14 protein-coding genes and 1 pseudogene are annotated in these 16,009 nt (G+C 62.4%); 8 read left to right on the forward strand and 7 right to left on the reverse strand.

All coding sequences use genetic code 11. The features are described from left to right. Positions 1-184 precede the first annotated feature (184 nt). From ACTIFE_RS18840 to ACTIFE_RS18870, 7 genes and pseudogenes are all read left to right on the forward strand, one after another. Positions 185-274, forward strand: a pseudogene (locus ACTIFE_RS18840) (pirin-like C-terminal cupin domain-containing protein); the annotation flags it as partial. A gap of 88 nt (positions 275-362) precedes the next feature. Further along, positions 363-635 (forward strand): DUF1778 domain-containing protein, encoded by a 273-nt coding sequence (locus tag ACTIFE_RS18845; RefSeq protein ID WP_439530682.1) that lies wholly within the window; start codon positions 363-365, stop codon positions 633-635. 3 nt (positions 636-638) lie between these two features. Next, positions 639-1,154, forward strand: a complete 516-nt coding sequence (locus tag ACTIFE_RS18850; RefSeq protein ID WP_439530683.1) for a GNAT family N-acetyltransferase — start codon at positions 639-641, stop codon at positions 1,152-1,154. 75 nt (positions 1,155-1,229) lie between these two features. Further along, positions 1,230-2,390: a GNAT family N-acetyltransferase gene (locus ACTIFE_RS18855; protein WP_439530684.1), complete on the forward strand. Its 1,161-nt coding sequence runs from the start codon at positions 1,230-1,232 to the stop codon at positions 2,388-2,390. A 139-nt stretch (positions 2,391-2,529) separates the two neighbouring features. Next, a complete protein-coding gene (locus ACTIFE_RS18860) occupies positions 2,530-3,441 on the forward strand; it encodes a PhzF family phenazine biosynthesis protein (RefSeq protein ID WP_439530685.1) in 912 nt (303 codons plus the stop codon). 394 nt (positions 3,442-3,835) lie between these two features. Then, a complete protein-coding gene (locus ACTIFE_RS18865) occupies positions 3,836-5,410 on the forward strand; it encodes a 2-isopropylmalate synthase (protein ID WP_439530686.1) in 1,575 nt (524 codons plus the stop codon). Between the two features lie 349 nt (positions 5,411-5,759). Further along, positions 5,760-6,104: an antibiotic biosynthesis monooxygenase family protein gene (locus ACTIFE_RS18870; RefSeq protein WP_439530687.1), complete on the forward strand. Its 345-nt coding sequence runs from the start codon at positions 5,760-5,762 to the stop codon at positions 6,102-6,104. Between the two features lie 5 nt (positions 6,105-6,109). On the opposite strand, the gene ACTIFE_RS18875 is transcribed toward ACTIFE_RS18870, so the two are convergent. Together ACTIFE_RS18875 and miaA are read right to left on the reverse strand one after the other, a co-directional pair. Continuing rightward, complete coding sequence (locus ACTIFE_RS18875) at positions 6,110-6,646, reverse strand: GNAT family N-acetyltransferase (RefSeq protein WP_439530688.1); 537 nt, start codon at positions 6,644-6,646, stop codon at positions 6,110-6,112. A gap of 137 nt (positions 6,647-6,783) precedes the next feature. After that, positions 6,784-7,752, reverse strand: a complete 969-nt coding sequence (miaA, locus tag ACTIFE_RS18880; protein WP_439530689.1) for a tRNA (adenosine(37)-N6)-dimethylallyltransferase MiaA — start codon at positions 7,750-7,752, stop codon at positions 6,784-6,786. Between miaA and serB the strand changes: the two genes are divergently transcribed. Beyond that, positions 7,736-8,626: a phosphoserine phosphatase SerB gene (gene serB, locus ACTIFE_RS18885; protein ID WP_439530690.1), complete on the forward strand. Its 891-nt coding sequence runs from the start codon at positions 7,736-7,738 to the stop codon at positions 8,624-8,626. The two genes, miaA and serB, sit on opposite strands and share 17 nt — an antisense overlap. Before the next feature lie 17 nt (positions 8,627-8,643). Here serB and ACTIFE_RS18890 read toward each other — a convergent pair whose 3' ends face one another. The 5 genes from ACTIFE_RS18890 to hflK form a co-directional block, all read right to left on the reverse strand. Next, on the reverse strand, positions 8,644-11,694 hold the full coding sequence (locus ACTIFE_RS18890; protein WP_439530691.1) for a putative bifunctional diguanylate cyclase/phosphodiesterase: 3,051 nt from the start codon (positions 11,692-11,694) through the stop codon (positions 8,644-8,646). Between the two features lie 272 nt (positions 11,695-11,966). Next, complete coding sequence (locus ACTIFE_RS18895; protein ID WP_439530692.1) at positions 11,967-13,463, reverse strand: Do family serine endopeptidase; 1,497 nt, start codon at positions 13,461-13,463, stop codon at positions 11,967-11,969. 113 nt (positions 13,464-13,576) lie between these two features. Then, the gene (locus ACTIFE_RS18900; RefSeq protein ID WP_439530693.1) at positions 13,577-13,762 is read right to left on the reverse strand and encodes a DUF2065 domain-containing protein; all 186 of its coding nucleotides are present in this window, start codon (positions 13,760-13,762) and stop codon (positions 13,577-13,579) included. Further along, positions 13,759-14,658: a protease modulator HflC gene (gene hflC / locus ACTIFE_RS18905; protein WP_439530694.1), complete on the reverse strand. Its 900-nt coding sequence runs from the start codon at positions 14,656-14,658 to the stop codon at positions 13,759-13,761. Before hflC ends, ACTIFE_RS18900 begins: the two co-directional genes overlap by 4 nt. Beyond that, positions 14,658-15,857, reverse strand: coding sequence for an FtsH protease activity modulator HflK (hflK, locus tag ACTIFE_RS18910; RefSeq protein ID WP_439530695.1), 1,200 nt, complete (start codon positions 15,855-15,857; stop codon positions 14,658-14,660). The genes hflC and hflK overlap by 1 nt, the downstream gene beginning before the upstream one ends. Positions 15,858-16,009 lie beyond the last annotated feature (152 nt).

The raw sequence follows: 16,009 nt of genomic DNA on the forward strand, positions 1-16,009 counted from the left end.
TCACCAAACTCCTGTTCAGGAGCTTGAATCAAATTTCAAACAACTTGCATAGCTATTTTATGGGTCTGAAACCTAGTGCCCAGCTCTGGTTCCCGAGAGGTAGTCTTGTGATTGCCTTCTCCTCGCTTGCAGCAACGTGCCGCCATTGCGCGGAAAATCGACGCATGCCTGTTGAGCCACCTCCGCCTGGCACGGCCCCATCGTGATGAACACCCGCGAGGAACTCATCCAGGCCGTCACCGAACTGCGCAACGGGACGTTTATCAAGGGATGAGGGGGTGGGCAAAACTCCTGTCATGACATCGTCAGGACGATGAGCTAGTCTGAGCGGGAAGAATTATGCGCCCGCAAAGGTATGGCTGATGTCGTCGCCCGCAAGGACAGAGAAGCTGGAAATGCGCCTCTCGCCGGAAGCCAAGCGGCTCCTGCGGGAGGCCGCAGAGCTGCGTCACAAGAGCATGTCGGAGTTCGTCCTCGACAGCGCCCTGGCCGAAGCCGAGGCGACACTGCTGGATCGCCGCATCATTCAGTTGAACGACGCAGACTGGACCACCTTTCTCGCGGCCCTTGATGGCCCACCTGCGCGCGACGACAGGCTCGAACAGCTTCTGACATCCCCAAGCGTTTTCGACTGAGGCATGACGAGCCCGAACAAGCCCATAATCGAGAAACTGACTGCCCTGCACGATCTTGGCAGCTTCGATTGCGGCTCGGCGGTGCTGAATAGCTTTCTCCAGAACCATGCGTTGGGCAATCAGTCAGCAGGCAGTGCCCAAACCTATCTTGCCCTGATGAACGGCAGTGTCGTCGGCTTCTACAGCCTTGCTGTCGGGCAGATCGAGACCGCTGTCGCGCCAAACCGCCTGCGTAAGGGGCTGCCACGGCATCCGGTCCCGATCATGTTGCTGGCGCGCCTCGCCATCTGCCGCCGCTGGCAAGGGCAGCGTCTCGGCTCCGGCCTGCTCAAGGATGCGCTGCTCAGGACGCTGCGCGCTGCCGACATCGCCGGCATTCGCGCTGTGGTGGTGCATGCGAAGGACGACACGGCCCGCGCCTTTTACACGACCGTCGGCTTCGCCTCGTTCGAAAGCGTGCCGTTTGTCCTCTACCGCCTCATCAAGGATATCCGGCGGATGGCCGGCAGTGATGACTGAGACCCTTGCCGCCCCCTCAATTCAGGGATAGCAAGAGGCAGCCCCCGCCGGCCTGCCAGACTGGACCTTGCCGATATGCCTGCTGCTCCCCGCCTGCGCCCAGGGCGCATTTCTGATGCTGCTGCCCTGACGGATATCCTGCACCGGTCGAAGGGCTCCTGGGGCTATCCGGAGCCGGAGATGGCCGGGTTTCGCGCCAACAACCGGATTACCCCGGCGACGCTGACGTCGCAGACGGTGATCGTTGCCGAGCTTGACGGCAAGCCGGTGGCCTTTGCCTCCGGGGAAAAGCGGGCCGACCACTTCTTTCTCGACTACTTGTTCGTCGCCCCTGAAACCCAGGGGCTCGGGCTCGGGCGCCTGCTGCTTGAGGCCGTGGAGGATCATATGCGAGGAGCCGGCTTCCGACTGCTCCGGGTCGAGAGCGACGCCAACGCCGTCGGCTTTTACGAACAGCTCGGCTTTACCATTGTCAGCGACCGCGCCAGCACGATGATCCCGACCCTCAGGATACCCTTGATGCAGCGCGAACTGGCGCCGCCCGTGACGCCCCTTGCCGGCATCGCCCTGCGCTTCGACCCGGCCGCCCGCTGGGGCTTCGAGGCCGAGAACGAGGAAGAGATCGCCGCCCATTGGGCAAGGGCCCTGGCGCGCAATCCGCATATGTGGAACGGGCGCATGCTGCAGACGACAGACATTGCCATCGATGCCGGCGGCACCTTGTCCGGGACGTCGCTCGAGATCGCCTTCGCCAGTTTCATTGCCTGGCGCGACTGGGGCTGTCCGGACCGCAGCGGCGCCAATGTCTTCGGCTCGGCCGTGGTGCGGGCTTCGGGAGGGGAACTGCTCTATGGCGTCATGGGGCCGAAGACAGCCAATCACGGCCTGATCTATCCCCCGGGCGGCAGCCTCGACCTTGGCGACGTGACCCCCGATGGCAAGGTGGATGTCGAAGGGTCCATCGCCAGGGAACTGGCGGAGGAGACCGGCCTGTCCATCGGCGACGCTTCCGAAGGCGCCCTGTTTGCGGTCCGCGACGGACCAAGACTGGCTGTCGCGCAGGAACATGTGTTCGACCTGCCGGCCCGAGAGCTTCGCGGCCGCATGCTGGCGCACGCCCGGGCGACGGAGGACCAGGAGTTGGAAGATATCCTGATCATTTCGCGGGTCTCGGACCTGCCCTCCTCGAAAGTTCCCGGCTTCTCGCGGCTGATCGCCCGGCATCTTCTTGGTTGACAGGATCCCTTGCAGATCAACCCGTTGCTAACCATTTCGCAACAGGGCGGACTGGCAGAGCGGATAAAACCATGCAAAAGTCCGGCCGGTCCCGGGTGAGCGGGACACGCCTCTGACATGCAACCGGGAGAGATTGCCGATGGGACGCCGCTACGCCGTGCTCGACGTGTTCACCAACAAGGCCCTGGCGGGCAATCCCCTTGCCGTGGTCCAGGACGCAGAAGGGCTCGACACAGCGCAGATGCAGGCCATCGCGCGCGAGTTCAACCTGTCGGAGACCGTGTTCCTGTTGCCCCCGCGCGGCCCGGCCCATTCAGCCCACTTGCGCATCTTCACGACAACCCGCGAGTTGCCCTTTGCCGGCCACCCGACCGTCGGCACCGCGATCTTCCTCGCCATGGAGCGCTTCGGCGACATCAAGGGTGAGCAGAGCGCCGTCGTCGTGCTGGAGGAAGAGATCGGCACCGTGCGCTGCGGCGTGACCCTGAAGGAAAACGCAGCCGGCTTTGCCGAGTTCGACGTGCCCAAGCTGCCGCAGCCGGGCGTGCCGGCGCAGGACAAGGAAGCGATTGCCGCTGCCCTCGGGCTCATTCCCTCAGAGGTCGGTTTCGAAAACCACAAGCCCTGCCTTTATGACGCTGGCGTGCCTTTCCTGTTCGTGCCGGTGGCCGACATGAGCGTCCTGTCCCGTGTCTCGCCGGTCCTATCCCTGTGGTCCGATGCCTTCGGTCCGGCCAAGACCCGCAGCGCCTATATCTACACCCGCCAGACCCGCTCCAACGACAGCGCCTTCCATGCCCGCATGTTCGCCCCCGATCTCGGCGTGCATGAAGACCCGGCCACGGGCTCCGCGGCGGCAGCCTTTGCCGGCGTGGTGCATCACTTCGACCGCCCGACCAATGGCACACATTTCCTGCGCATCGAGCAGGGCTTCGACATGGGCCGTCCGTCGCTGATCGACCTGGAGATCGACGTGGAGGCTGGCGCGCTGCATGCCGTTCGCATCGGCGGCCAGGCAACGCTGATTGCGCGTGGTGAGTTGTTCCTCTGATTGGCTGAGGCGCGCGCGGTCCAATTTGTCTTGCGCGCTTCTCCCCCATCCGTTACAGATTCTGCCTATCGACGCGCGCCAGCCTCTAAGCTGGCCCTCATTCAGCGGTCAGCTGCTGCCGACCGGAACAAAAGGCCGAAAGCCCGCATGATCGCCATTTGCGACATGACCGATGCTTTGAACACCGCGGCTCTCCGCGGCGGCCTTTCTGCGCGCGCCCTTCTGCTTGGCCAGCTGCTTCTGCTTAGATGCCCCTGAGCGTCGGCAGGCCCATGCGTGGGCGGGCTCTCAGGGGATAGCGAACTCACCCAAGAATTGAAGACCGCTCCCGCCTGACGCCCACCATGGCAAGCATTGACCAGGGCCAGCGGGACTGAAGGGAAGGAACTCACCCATGACCGCGACCAGCCAGGCCGAAACGGCCAGCCCGAAGGACAAGGTATTCATTTTCGACACCACCCTGCGCGACGGTGAACAGTCACCGGGCGCCTCCATGACACTGGAGGAAAAGCTGCAGGTGGCCGAATTGCTCGACGATATGGGCGTCGACATCATCGAGGCCGGCTTCCCGATTGCCTCCAACGGTGACTTCGAGGCGGTGCGCGAGATCGCCAAGCGCTCGAAGAACTCTGTCATCGCCGGTCTGGCCCGTGCCATTCACGCAGACATCGACCGCTGCGGCGAAGCCGTTCGTCATGCCGGCAAGGGCCGCATCCACACCTTCGTCTCCACCTCGCCGATCCATCTGAAGTTCCAGATGAACAAGTCCGAGGACGAAGTCCTGGCGATCATCGCCGACACAGTCACCCGCGCCCGCAACCTGATCGATGACGTCGAGTGGTCCGCCATGGACGCCACGCGCACGCCGATCGACTATCTCTGCCGCACTGTCGAGGCCGCAATCAAGGCCGGCGCGACCACGATCAACCTGCCCGATACCGTCGGCTATGCGACGCCGGACGAGTACAAGTCGATGTTCATGGAGATCCGCAACCGGGTCCCGAATGCCGACAAGGCGATCTTCTCGGTACATTGCCACGATGACCTGGGACTGGCTGTGGCCAACTCGCTGGCCGGTGTCGCCGGTGGCGCGCGCCAGATCGAGTGCACCATCAACGGCCTCGGCGAGCGCGCCGGCAATGCGGCACTGGAAGAGATCGTCATGGCGATCCGCACCCGCTCCGACGTGCTGCCCTACACCTGCGACGTGCAGCCGAAGTTCATGACCCGTGCCTCCAAGCTGGTGTCGGCCGTCTCCGGCTTCCCGGTGCAGTACAACAAGGCCATTGTCGGCAAGAACGCCTTCGCGCATGAAAGCGGCATCCACCAGGACGGCATGCTGAAGAACGCCGAGACCTACGAGATCATGCGTCCCGAGGATGTCGGCGTGAAGGCCACCTCCCTGGTCATGGGCAAGCACTCAGGCCGCCATGCCTTCAAGGACAAGCTGAAGGACCTGGGCTATGAACTGGGCGACAACGCCCTGCAGGAAGCCTTCCGCCGCTTCAAGGACCTCGCCGACCGCAAGAAGAACGTCTACGACGAGGACATCGAAGCCCTGGTCGAGGACGAGATCGCAACCGCTGGCGAAGGCGCCAAGGTAATCGCGCTCACCGTCATCGCCGGCACGGGCGGCCCGCAGAAGGCCATCCTGACGATGGACATCAATGGCCGTCACGAGACCAAGGAAGCCACCGGCGACGGCCCGGTCGATGCCCTGTTCAAGGCCATTCGCGCCATCTGCCCGCACACGGCCACTCTGTCGCTGTATCAGGTTCATGCCGTGACCGAAGGCACCGATGCGCAGGCGGAGGTCTCCGTCCGCCTCGAAGCCAATGGCCGCATCGCCACCGGCAAGGGCGCCGACACGGATACGCTGGTGGCTTCTGCCCGCGCTTACGTCGCCGCCATGAACAAGCTCAACCTGCGCCAGCAGTCGACCAATCCGGGCGCGCTGATGGCCGGCTGAGCCGGCAGAGGCACTCCGCAACACTCAAAGGCCGGGGGCAGATGCCCCCGGCCTGAGCTTGATGACAAACCCTCTATCGTCATCCCGGACGTAGCGAAGCGGAGATCCGGGACCGGAGAGCCAAGGTCTCTCCGGGGTTAACTGATTGAAATATAGAGGCCTCGACTCTCCGGTCCCGGCTCGGCGCAGCGCTTGGCCGGGATGACGGGGGTGAGGTCGAGGTTTGCAAGCAGTCCGAGGCCGGGGGCACATGACCTCGGCCTTTTGTGTTCGCAGCCCGCGGTTTTCCGTTGCTCTTTGGTCCTGCTTGCGGATCGTATGGACTTCGACAGCCAGCAAGGAGCCAGCCGTGATTGCCGTGATCTTTGAAGTCGAGCCACACGCTGATCATGTGGCCGCCTATTTCGACCTCGCCGGTGCGCTGAAGAACGAACTTATCAAAATCGACGGCTTCATCTCGGTCGAGCGTTTCGAAAGCGTCACAACGCCAGGCAAGTTCGTTTCGCTGTCGTTCTGGCGCGATGAGGAGGCGCTCGTAGAGTGGCGGCGGCTGACGCTGCACCGCTCGGCGCAGAAGGCAGGGCGGGAGATGATGTTCGCCGGCTACCGGTTGCGCGTTGCCGCCGTCCTGCGCGACTATGGTCTGAAAGAGCGTGACGAGGCGCCAGAGGACAGCCGCAGGCTCAATGGCTGATCAGGTCAGCCATTGGCAACAAGGCGATGCATCACAGGACTAAGGACCTGATAGATATCCCGAGGCATGTCCCGGATGCGGCGGCGCTCGCGGAAACTCATGCCGGCCAGTTCCAGCACCCACCGCGCCCGCGTGTGGTCGCTGCGCGCGAAGCTGATCAGGTGGCTGTAGTAGGTGTTGTCAAAGAACCAGCGCACCAGCGACGGCGCCAGCTCGCGCGCATAGCCCTTGCCCCAATGTTCTCGGGCAATGACGATTTCCATCTCGATTTCCGAGGTTTCCTCAAAAGGCTGAAACCCGGCGCGGCCGACAAACCGGCCGTCATGGGTCAGGATCTTCCACATGCCGAAGCCTTGCAGGGCGTGTCCGGTGACATAGTCAACCAGCCGTCCGGCCAGCCGGACCGCCCCCCAGGCCGACGGATCCCCGTCGAGGAAGCGATTGACTTCCGGATCACCATGCAATGCCTGGAGCGCGGGAAGATCGTTCTGCGTGAAGGAAATGGCCCGCAATTGCCGGGTCGCCAGAACTGTATCTTGCATACCCTTGTTCCTCGGTTTCGACGTTTGGCGTCGCACTCAAACAGCAACCGGGAGATAGCTAGAGATTGTGCATATACAAGGGCAGAGCAGCGGCGAAAGCAGGACTATTTTCGTGGCCAACGCCGGATCAGTTTCCGTCAGCTCAGATCAAAGCTTTGAAATATAACAAGATTGTTTAACCCAATCGACGGATCAAGGCGCGGCCAGCTGCCGAGCTGGCCGCGAAAGAAAGTCTCCTGCCGTTTCGCGTACCGCCGTGTTGCCACCACAAGTTGCCGCTCCGCCTCATCCCGATCCAGTCGTCCAGCTGTCCAGTCCGATATCTCCTTGATCCCGATTGCCCGCATGGCCGGCAGGGTGTCCGACAGGCCAAGGGCAAGCAGCCCGTCAACTTCTGCCGCTCCTTCCGGTCCCAGCATCATCGCCGCCCGCTGCCCAATCCGGGCATGCAGCCATGGCCGTGGCGGGGCAAGGATGACGGAGGTGAAAGTACCGGGCTCCAGCAAGGCCGCGCCTGGCCTGTCGCTTTGCCATTCGGCCAGACGGCGACCGGATGACCGGACAACCTCGAGGGCCCGCGTCAGCCGCTGCAGGTCGATCAGCCGGTCTGCCGCTTCCCCGTCGAGCGGCCGAAGCGCTGCCCGTACCGCTTCGATACCGCCCTCCTCCGCAAGCATCCGGCATTGGCTGCGGACGTCGGCGGCAACCTCCGGGACTTCGGCAAAGCCCTGGGTCAAGGCCCGAAAATACAGGCCCGTGCCACCGACGATGATCGGACGCAAACCGGCAGCCCGTGCTTCGGCAAGGCATTGCGCCACCCGTTTGAGCCAGGCCCCGGTGGAGAACGCCTCGGACGCGGGCAAGACGCCGTAGAGCCAATGCGGCACCCGCGCTTCATCCCTTTCATCTGGTCGCGCTGTGACCAGCCGCAGTTCCCGATAGAGCTGCATGGAATCGGCGTTGATGACCACGCCATGGCTGCGCTCGGCCAACTCCATGGCCAGCGCGGACTTGCCGCTGGCGGTTGGCCCGGCTATCAGGATCGCGCCAGTCGCATCCGCTGTGCTGCTTCCGCCGAAAGGTTTGTCCATGTCCCTGGTTGCCACGCTCGTTTCCAATCCGGCCCGGCCGGTCCTTGATGATCAGCTCGTTGCCAGGGCCGCAACCGTTGTCGGCGCGCCCGCGCCGGCGAGATGGCTTGCTGCTGGGATCGCTGCCGATCTTGATGTTGACGCAACACTATCCGCAACTGAGGCAGACGCGCGCCTTCGCGACCTTCTGGCCGATCTGCCCGTGGATGTCCATGTGCAGCAGGCGGATGGACGGCGCAAGCGGCTGCTGATTGCAGACATGGACTCCACCATGATCGGTCAGGAATGCATAGACGAACTGGCAGCCGAAGTTGGTCTCAAGGACCATGTGGCCGAAATCACCGAGCGCGCCATGCGCGGTGAACTGGAGTTCGAGCCGGCCCTGCGCGAGCGGGTGGCCCTCCTGAAGGACCTGCCGCTGGACGCGGTAACCCGGGTACTCGACACCCGTATCACCCTGACGCCTGGCGCGCGTGAACTGGTTCAGACGATGCGGGCGCAGGGCGCCTACTGTGCGCTGGTGTCGGGCGGCTTCACGCTGTTCACCGGCCCCGTCGGCGAGCGCATCGGCTTCAACGAGAACCGCGCCAACATTCTGGAAGTGGTCGATGGAAAGCTCGCCGGCCTCGTCCGCGAACCGATTCTCGGCCGTGAGGCAAAGCGCGAACGGCTGGAGCACTTGTGCAAGGAACTGGGCCTGCCGCTGGAGACGTCACTGGCCGTAGGCGATGGCGCCAATGATCTGGCGATGATCGCCCGCGCCGGCCTCGGGGTCGCCTATCATGCCAAGCCGAAGGTTGCTGCAGAAGCAGATGCCCGGGTTGACCACGGCGATCTGACCGCCCTGCTCTACTTCCAGGGCTTTGCCGCGTCAGACTTTATTGCCTGACGCCGGTCACTCTCCGGTCAGTTTCCGGCGACGGCGGGGGCACCAAAGCTCTGGACACTCATGCCCATCAGCTCCTGCTGCAACAGCAAGGCGATCGCCTGCTCTGCCGGTATGGGGCGGCCCGTGAAATAACCTTGCGCCTGCGTACAGCCTTCGGCCTTCAGTGCCAGCAGTTGCTCCTCGCTTTCCACGCCTTCGGCAGTCGTTGCGATGCCGAGGCTCGTACATAGTCCGGTTACCGCGCGAACAACTGCAAGCTTGTCATCCCCCTTGTGCACATCCTGCACAAAGGCACGGTCGATCTTCACCTTGTCGAAGCGGAATTTCCGCAGGTAGCTGAGCGAGGAATAGCCCGTGCCGAAATCGTCCATGGCGATCCGGACGCCGAGCCGCTGCAGATCTGACAGGATCGACAGGGTCGCATCGGTATCTTGCAACAGAACCCCTTCGGTGATCTCGATCTCGAGACGATTGGCACTCAGGCCCGACGCACCTAGCGCGGCAATGACCTCAAGAACAAGCGTTCGCGTGCGGAACTGCACCGGGGAGACATTGACCGCAACGCGAACATGACTGGGCCACTTGGCTGCCTCCTGGCAGGCCTTGCGCAGAACCCAGGTTCCGATGCCGCTGATCAGGCCAGTTTCTTCCGCAATCGGGATGAATTCGGCGGGAGAGATAAAGCCGAGGCGCGGATGCGGCCAACGCAACAATGCCTCGAAGCCCTCGATTTGCCCGTCCTGAAGGTTGAACAAAGGCTGGAAATGCAACAGGAACTCATCACTTGCAAGCGCGTGGCGGAGATCAATCTCCAGTTCCCGGCGTGCCTGGATCTCCTTGTCCATGGCCCCTTCAAAGAAGCGGTGGACGTTGCGGCCATCCTGTTTCGCCCGGTAGAGCGCCATGTCCGCATGTTTCATCAGGAGATCTGCATCATCGCCATCGACAGGGGCATTCGCGATGCCGATCGAAACGCCGATGAAGATGCAATGACCGCTGATGTCATAGGGTTCGCCAATGGCTGCGATGATCCGGTCGGCAAGTTCGGCGGCCCGCGTCGGGCTCGACCGGTCAACAAGCAGGACTGCAAACTCGTCGCCGCCGAGCCGCGCAACATGTCCGCTATCGCCCAGTTCTTCCCGCAACCGCTCTGCAACAGCAATCAGCAGCCGATCGCCAATCGGGTGTCCCAGCGTATCGTTGACTGTCTTGAACTGATCCAGGTCGAGATAAAGCAGGGCAGCGGCAGCACCGCTGGTCTGGCAGGCGGCAAGGGTCTCAACCAGTTGCTCGCGAAACAGCACGCGGTTCGGCAGGCCGGTCAGCGCATCATGATGGGCAAGATACGAGATCTTCTCCTCCTGCCGGCGCCGCTCTGTCACATCTTCATGCACGGCGACCGTCCCGCCCTCCGGCGTAATCGCGGTCGTGACCACGATCGTCCGCTCGCCCCTGATGCTGACGATGCGCTGGCTGCTCAGGAAGAAATGCGGATGAAGCTCCGCAGTTCGCTCATTGTCATCGGCCAGCACCACTGCGCCATTCTCCCGGCACCGGGCAATGACCGTTTGCAACTCCGTGCCGGGCTGAACGTCCTCCTCAGCCAAACCAAAAAGAACACGAAAATTTCCGTTGGCAAGAAGGATACGCTCATCCGGCCCCGTCAGCAGAATACCTTGCGGAATGCTCTCAATGGCCGCTTTCAATCGATCGAACTGCTGCTGGACCTCAACCCGCGATGCAGCCAGCAGATCCAGCCGGGCCCGCTCGAGCGAGCGCATCAGATTGTCGAAGGAGGTTGCAAGGGACCCAATCTCGTCCGGTCGGCTGAGAAGCCGTTCGGGCAAGTGATGCGCATAACCACCTTCGCTGCGCAGCCGGCGGACACAGGCTGTCAGTTTCTCGATAGGCCGGGTGACCAGCACCCCGAAGGCCAGAACTGCGGCAATGCAGGCTAGAGCTGCAAAAGCAGCAACGCCGATGATCGTAACGAGGCTGGTGTCGATCTTCTGCGAGATCTGTTCAACGGAATCCTGATTTTCAAGCTTTGCCCAGATTGCAAGCTTCTGCAGCATCTTTGACAGCCGGTATTCATTCAGCCGCAGAAGACGTGTCGTCGTCAGCACACGCTCGCCGATGTGAACGTTCTGCATGAGAACATCCCGCAGACCATTCATGCCGATGAGTTCGTCGGAGATCCGGGACAGGGTCTTCTCCAGATGCTGCACCCGGTCAGACTGGCCACGGCTCTTCAGCCAGGGCGTGATCTTCAGGACATGACGGCGCAACGCCGTCAGTTCCTCCACTTGCCCCTGAATGACCAGCGCCAGGCTCTGGCTGCTGGCGGGATACGCGTCCCCCAGGAGGCTGTCCCGCAGCTTCTGGGCATGCAAGCGCAGATCATAGGAACCGCGCACGAGGGGCCAGTCCCCAACCAGGATGGTTCCGAGCCGGAGAAGTTCGTTGTCCATGCCGTGGGTTTGCCGGAACACGCGTTCCGCGTCGTCAAGGCTGCCGCTGATCGTCTTGTCGCTTTGCTCGAGCAGTCCGGCGACCGCGATATCGAGGCGCGTCAAGCTGACGCGAATTTCACTTTCAGCCTGAAGCAGGCGTTCCCGGTTGGCTTGCCGTGCGTCGCAGACATCGATGATCTGGCGCTGGATCGCGACAAGTTCATCCTGCGCACCGATCAGATTGCGGCCGAGTTCGTCGAGGCGGACCTTCTCGGCATGCAGGCGGAAGGCTTCGATGTCGGCAAAGTCAGCATTGCGCAACGCAAAGACTGATCGGCTGACATCCGCTCCCGTCCGGTTGAAGCATTCATCGATGAGGTTGCGCGACAGGGAGTTGACGTGCTGCAACGCCGCCGAAGCCCGCAAGGCGTCCGTATAGAGCGGTCCCGTCGTCTCGTTGATCAGGCGTATGCCATTCGAGACCGCAAGGATCTGCTGTGTGCTCACCACGCCAAGCGTCCCGATGAGCAGGACAAGGACGGCCCCGATGGCGGTCATGACCACCCGCAGCCTCTTCGCCTGCGGCAAGCTCAGCTTTGGCACACCAAAAGTCATTCAGTCGTCCCACCACGCCATAGGCGCCGCAACTCGGATCGAGCGCGCCAGTCAGGCATTCCCTTTTGCCCTCCCCTTGGTCCGGAGAGGGACATCCATCGCCGAGGCTACCCCGACTTGCTATAATTTCCGTAAAGGCGCATCTGGAATAATGACGATATACTTTATTAACCCTGAGGCAGGGGCGCGAAGAACAGAAATAAAAACGGAAAGAGGGCGAAGCTTTCGCCCCGCCCTCTTAAGAACTCATCAAATCAAAAGCGTTTGACCGCTCACTTGTCCTCGATCCGGACGGGAACGAAACGAAGTTCTCCCGTCGGGTTTGCCAGAAGCAGCAGGGCCGATTTACGCCCCTCCTTCTTCAGCTTTTCAATCTGCGCCAGGACATCCTGCGGCGTTTTCACCGCTTCCTGCGCGACTTCCTTGATCGTGTCGCCAGCCTGAACGCGCTTTTCTTCCGCCGCACTGCCTGGCGTGACCTCAGTCACCACCACGCCTTCGACACTGGCTTCAATCTGGAACTTCTCACGCAGTTGGTCATCCGAAGCCGCCAGTTTCATGCCCAGCACTTCGCTGACGACCTCAGGCTCGGCCGTGGCCGGCTTGTCCGCATCGCCCTCACTCGCCGCCTCGGCTTCTTCGAGCCGGCCAAGCGTGACCTTCAGATTGACCCTTTCGCCCTTGCGCAACACGACAACGTCCACGGCCTTGCCGATTTCCGTATCAGCAACCATGCGCGGCAGGTCGCGCATGCTCGGCACTTCGTTGCCGTCAAACTCGACGATCACGTCCCCCGGCAGGATTTCGGCTGCAGCGGCCGGTCCATCGTCCGAAACACCGGCAACCAAAGCGCCGATTGCCTTGTCCATGCCGAGGCTCTCGGCAATCTCGTCGGTGACTTCCTGGATCCGCACGCCGAGCCAGCCGCGACGGGTCTCGCCAAACTCGCGCAGCTGCGCAATGACGGCAGTGGCTGTCTTTGCCGGAATGGCAAAGCCGATCCCGATCGAGCCTCCCGAAGGCGAGATGATCGCCGTGTTGATCCCGATCACATTCCCGGCCATGTCGAACAGCGGCCCGCCCGAGTTGCCCCGGTTGATCGAAGCATCGGTCTGGATGAAGTTGTCATAAGGCCCGGAATTGATGTCACGATTGCGCGCCGACACGATGCCGACCGTGACAGTTCCGCCAAGGCCAAACGGGTTGCCGATTGCCATCACCCAGTCGCCGACGCGGATCTTCTCGCTGTCGCCGAAGGCAACGGCGGTGAGTTCCTTGACCGGGGTCACCTTGAGCACGGCCAGGTCGGTCTTCTCGTCCCGGCCAATCAGCTCGGCCTTCAGCTTCGACCCGTCGTTGAAGTTCGCCGTGATTTCGTCGGCCCCTTCGATGACGTGGTTGTTGGTGATGATGATGCCTTCCTTGCCATCGATGACAAAGCCGGATCCCAGCGACTGGACGCGGCGCGGCTGCCCGTCGCCTTCGCCCTCGCCCTGCTGCTGCCGGTTGAAGAACTCCTCGAAGAACTCCTGGAACGGCGAGCCATCCGGGACATTGGGCAACGGGATCGAGCGCTGCGCCTTCACCGTCTGCGAGGTGGAGATATTCACCACCGCATCGGCCAGCTTCTCGGCAAGATCGGCGACAGAGGCCGGCCCTTGAACCTGTGCGAGCGCGGCCGGAGCCCCGGCAAGCGAAAACGCGACAACGGCCGCCATCGCGGCCCCTGCCCCACGTGCAATCTGTTTGCGAGCGAACATGAGGGCCATCGGCCTTTGTCCTTCCATCCCAAGAGCGCGTGGCGGCTCCAAGCCGCCCGTCCGCACCACAGTCATACGACAAAATGGCGGCAGTTCGACATCGACACCGCCGCCCTGAAAAATCATCCGCGCACCAACCAGACCAGCAACACCCCTGCTCCCGCTGCGACAAGCCCGGCAAGCCTGAGCGTCTGGTCGGGAGCTTCGAGGACCTTGCGCATCATGGTCTTCATGGTCTCTGGTGCCAGTGCATAGAGGATCCCCTCCAGCACCAGCACCAGTCCAAGTGCGACCACCAGGTCGGTCATTGCGCCGGCAGGGCCTGCGCAGGCTGACTGGCCCCAGCCGGGTTGTTGAAGTACCGGAAGAAGCTGGAATCCGGCGACAGGATCAGGCTGGTGTCACCCGAACGCAGCCCTGCCTCATAGGCCTGCATCGAGCGGTAGAAGCCGAAGAAATCCGGATCCACGCCAAAGGCCTCGGCAAAGATGCCGTTGCGCAGAGCATCGCCATCGCCGCGAATGATTTCCGCGTCACGGCGGGCCTCGGCGACCAGAACCGTTGCATCACGTTCAGCGCGCGAACGGATACGGCGACCCTGCTCCTCACCCTGGGCGCGGATTTCGGTTGCTTCCCGCTGACGCTCCGTCTGCATCCGGTTGAACACCGCCTGGCTGTTGGCTTCCGGCAGATCGGCGCGGCGGACCTTCACATCGACGATCTCGATGCCAAGTTCCGATGCACTGATACCGACATCCCGGCGGATGCTTTCCATGATGCCATTGCGGTCATCGCGGACCACGGCCGTGAACGAGGCCTTGCCGAGTTCAGAGCGCAGCGACGACTGCAGCAGCGTCGACAGGCGCTGGTTGGCCGCCGAGATGTTGTTGACGCGCTGATAGAACAGCACAGGATCCGAGATCCGGTAGCGGGCAAAGGCATCGACCACCAGACGCTTCTTGTCGGAGGCAATCGCTTCCAGCGGCGGCATGTTGAGATCGAGGATCCGCTTGTCGATGTAGATCACGTTCTGCACCAGCGGCAGCTTGAAATGCAGGCCGGACTGCTGGGTGGCAGAAATCACCTTACCGAACTGCAGCACAAGTGCCTGCTGCGTCGGATTGACGATGTAGATCGAGAGATAGACGGCGAAGGCAGCCAGAGCCACGACAACGCCAACGAGGCCAAGAAGACCGTTTTTCATCACTGGGCTCCTACGCTGCTGCGGGCTGCCGGTGCAGAGGACTGACCCTGCGAGCGGTTCAAGAGGTCATTGAGCGGCAGGAAGGGCACGACGCCTTCGTTGTTCTGCTTCTGGTCAATGATGATCTTGGGGTTGGAGCCGAGCACACGCTCGAGGGTTTCGAGATAGAGACGCTCACGCGTCACATCCGGAGCCTTCTTATACTCGTCATAGATCTTGGTGAAGCGCTGCGCCTGACCCGTCGCCTCTGCAACCGTCTGGTCGCGGTAGGCGGTGGCAGCTTCGATCACCCGGGCCGATTCACCACGGGCTTCCGGAACGATCCGGTTGGCGTAGGTCTGGGCTTCGTTCTGGATACGCTCCTGGTCGGCACGCGCAGCCTGAACATCACGGAACGCATCGATGACCTGCTGCGGCGGATCGACCTTCTGCATCTGCACATTGATGATGTCGATGCCGGCACGATAATCGTTCAGCGTCTTCTGCATCAGATCCTGCACCGCAATCTGGATCGGAGCACGGTTTTCCGTCAGGATCGCATCAATGTCTGATGCACCAACCACCTCGCGCATGGCACTTTCGGCGACTGCTTTCACCGTGCCTTCGGGGTTCTGGATGTTGAACAGATAGTCCGACACGCCCTCGCGGGTGTTCCGGATGCGCCACTGAACCTTGAAATCGGCGTCGACGATGTTTTCATCGCCGGTCAGCATCAGGCTTTCCTCCGGAACGTCACGCGACCGCACAGTGCCACCGGTAACGAACTCTTCCATGCCGACGGTCATTTCGCGAACCTGCAGCACGCCCGGGGTCTCGACCTGGCCAATCGGATAAGGCCAGTTGTAGTTGAGGCCCGGCTGCGTCTGGTCGGTCACTTCGCCAAGCACCAGCTCGACACCAACCTGATCCGGCGCCACGGAGTAAAGTCCCGTCGCCAGCCAGACACCAACCAGAACCACGCCCACCAGCGCGATCCCTTTTGCGCCGAGGTTGCCGCCGCCACCGGGCAGCACCGTCTTCATGCGGTCCTGGGTGCGCTTGAGCAATTCCTCGAGATCAGGCGGCGTATTGCCACCGCCACGGTTCGGGCCACCGCCCCACGGGCCGCCGCCATTTCCACCGCCGCCGCCCCAGGGACCACCGGCATTGCCGCCGCCCTTCCAGCCGCCGCCGCCACCACTCTGGTTGCTCCAAGGCATAAGGTCTTCCTTCGTCGGGAAACTGTCAGATGCAGCTTCCTGGTTGATCTAACGGTTTGTGCCCTGCAAGGGGTTAGGGTGAGGTTACCACTTCATCCGGGAAATGATCCAACAAACCCGACCGCGTCTTGCAGCCCACGTACTGCCGGAAT

Origin of the sequence: Pannonibacter sp., assembly GCF_051860505.1 — a bacterium.
In the GTDB taxonomy this organism is placed as follows: Bacteria; Pseudomonadota; Alphaproteobacteria; order Rhizobiales; family Stappiaceae; genus Pannonibacter.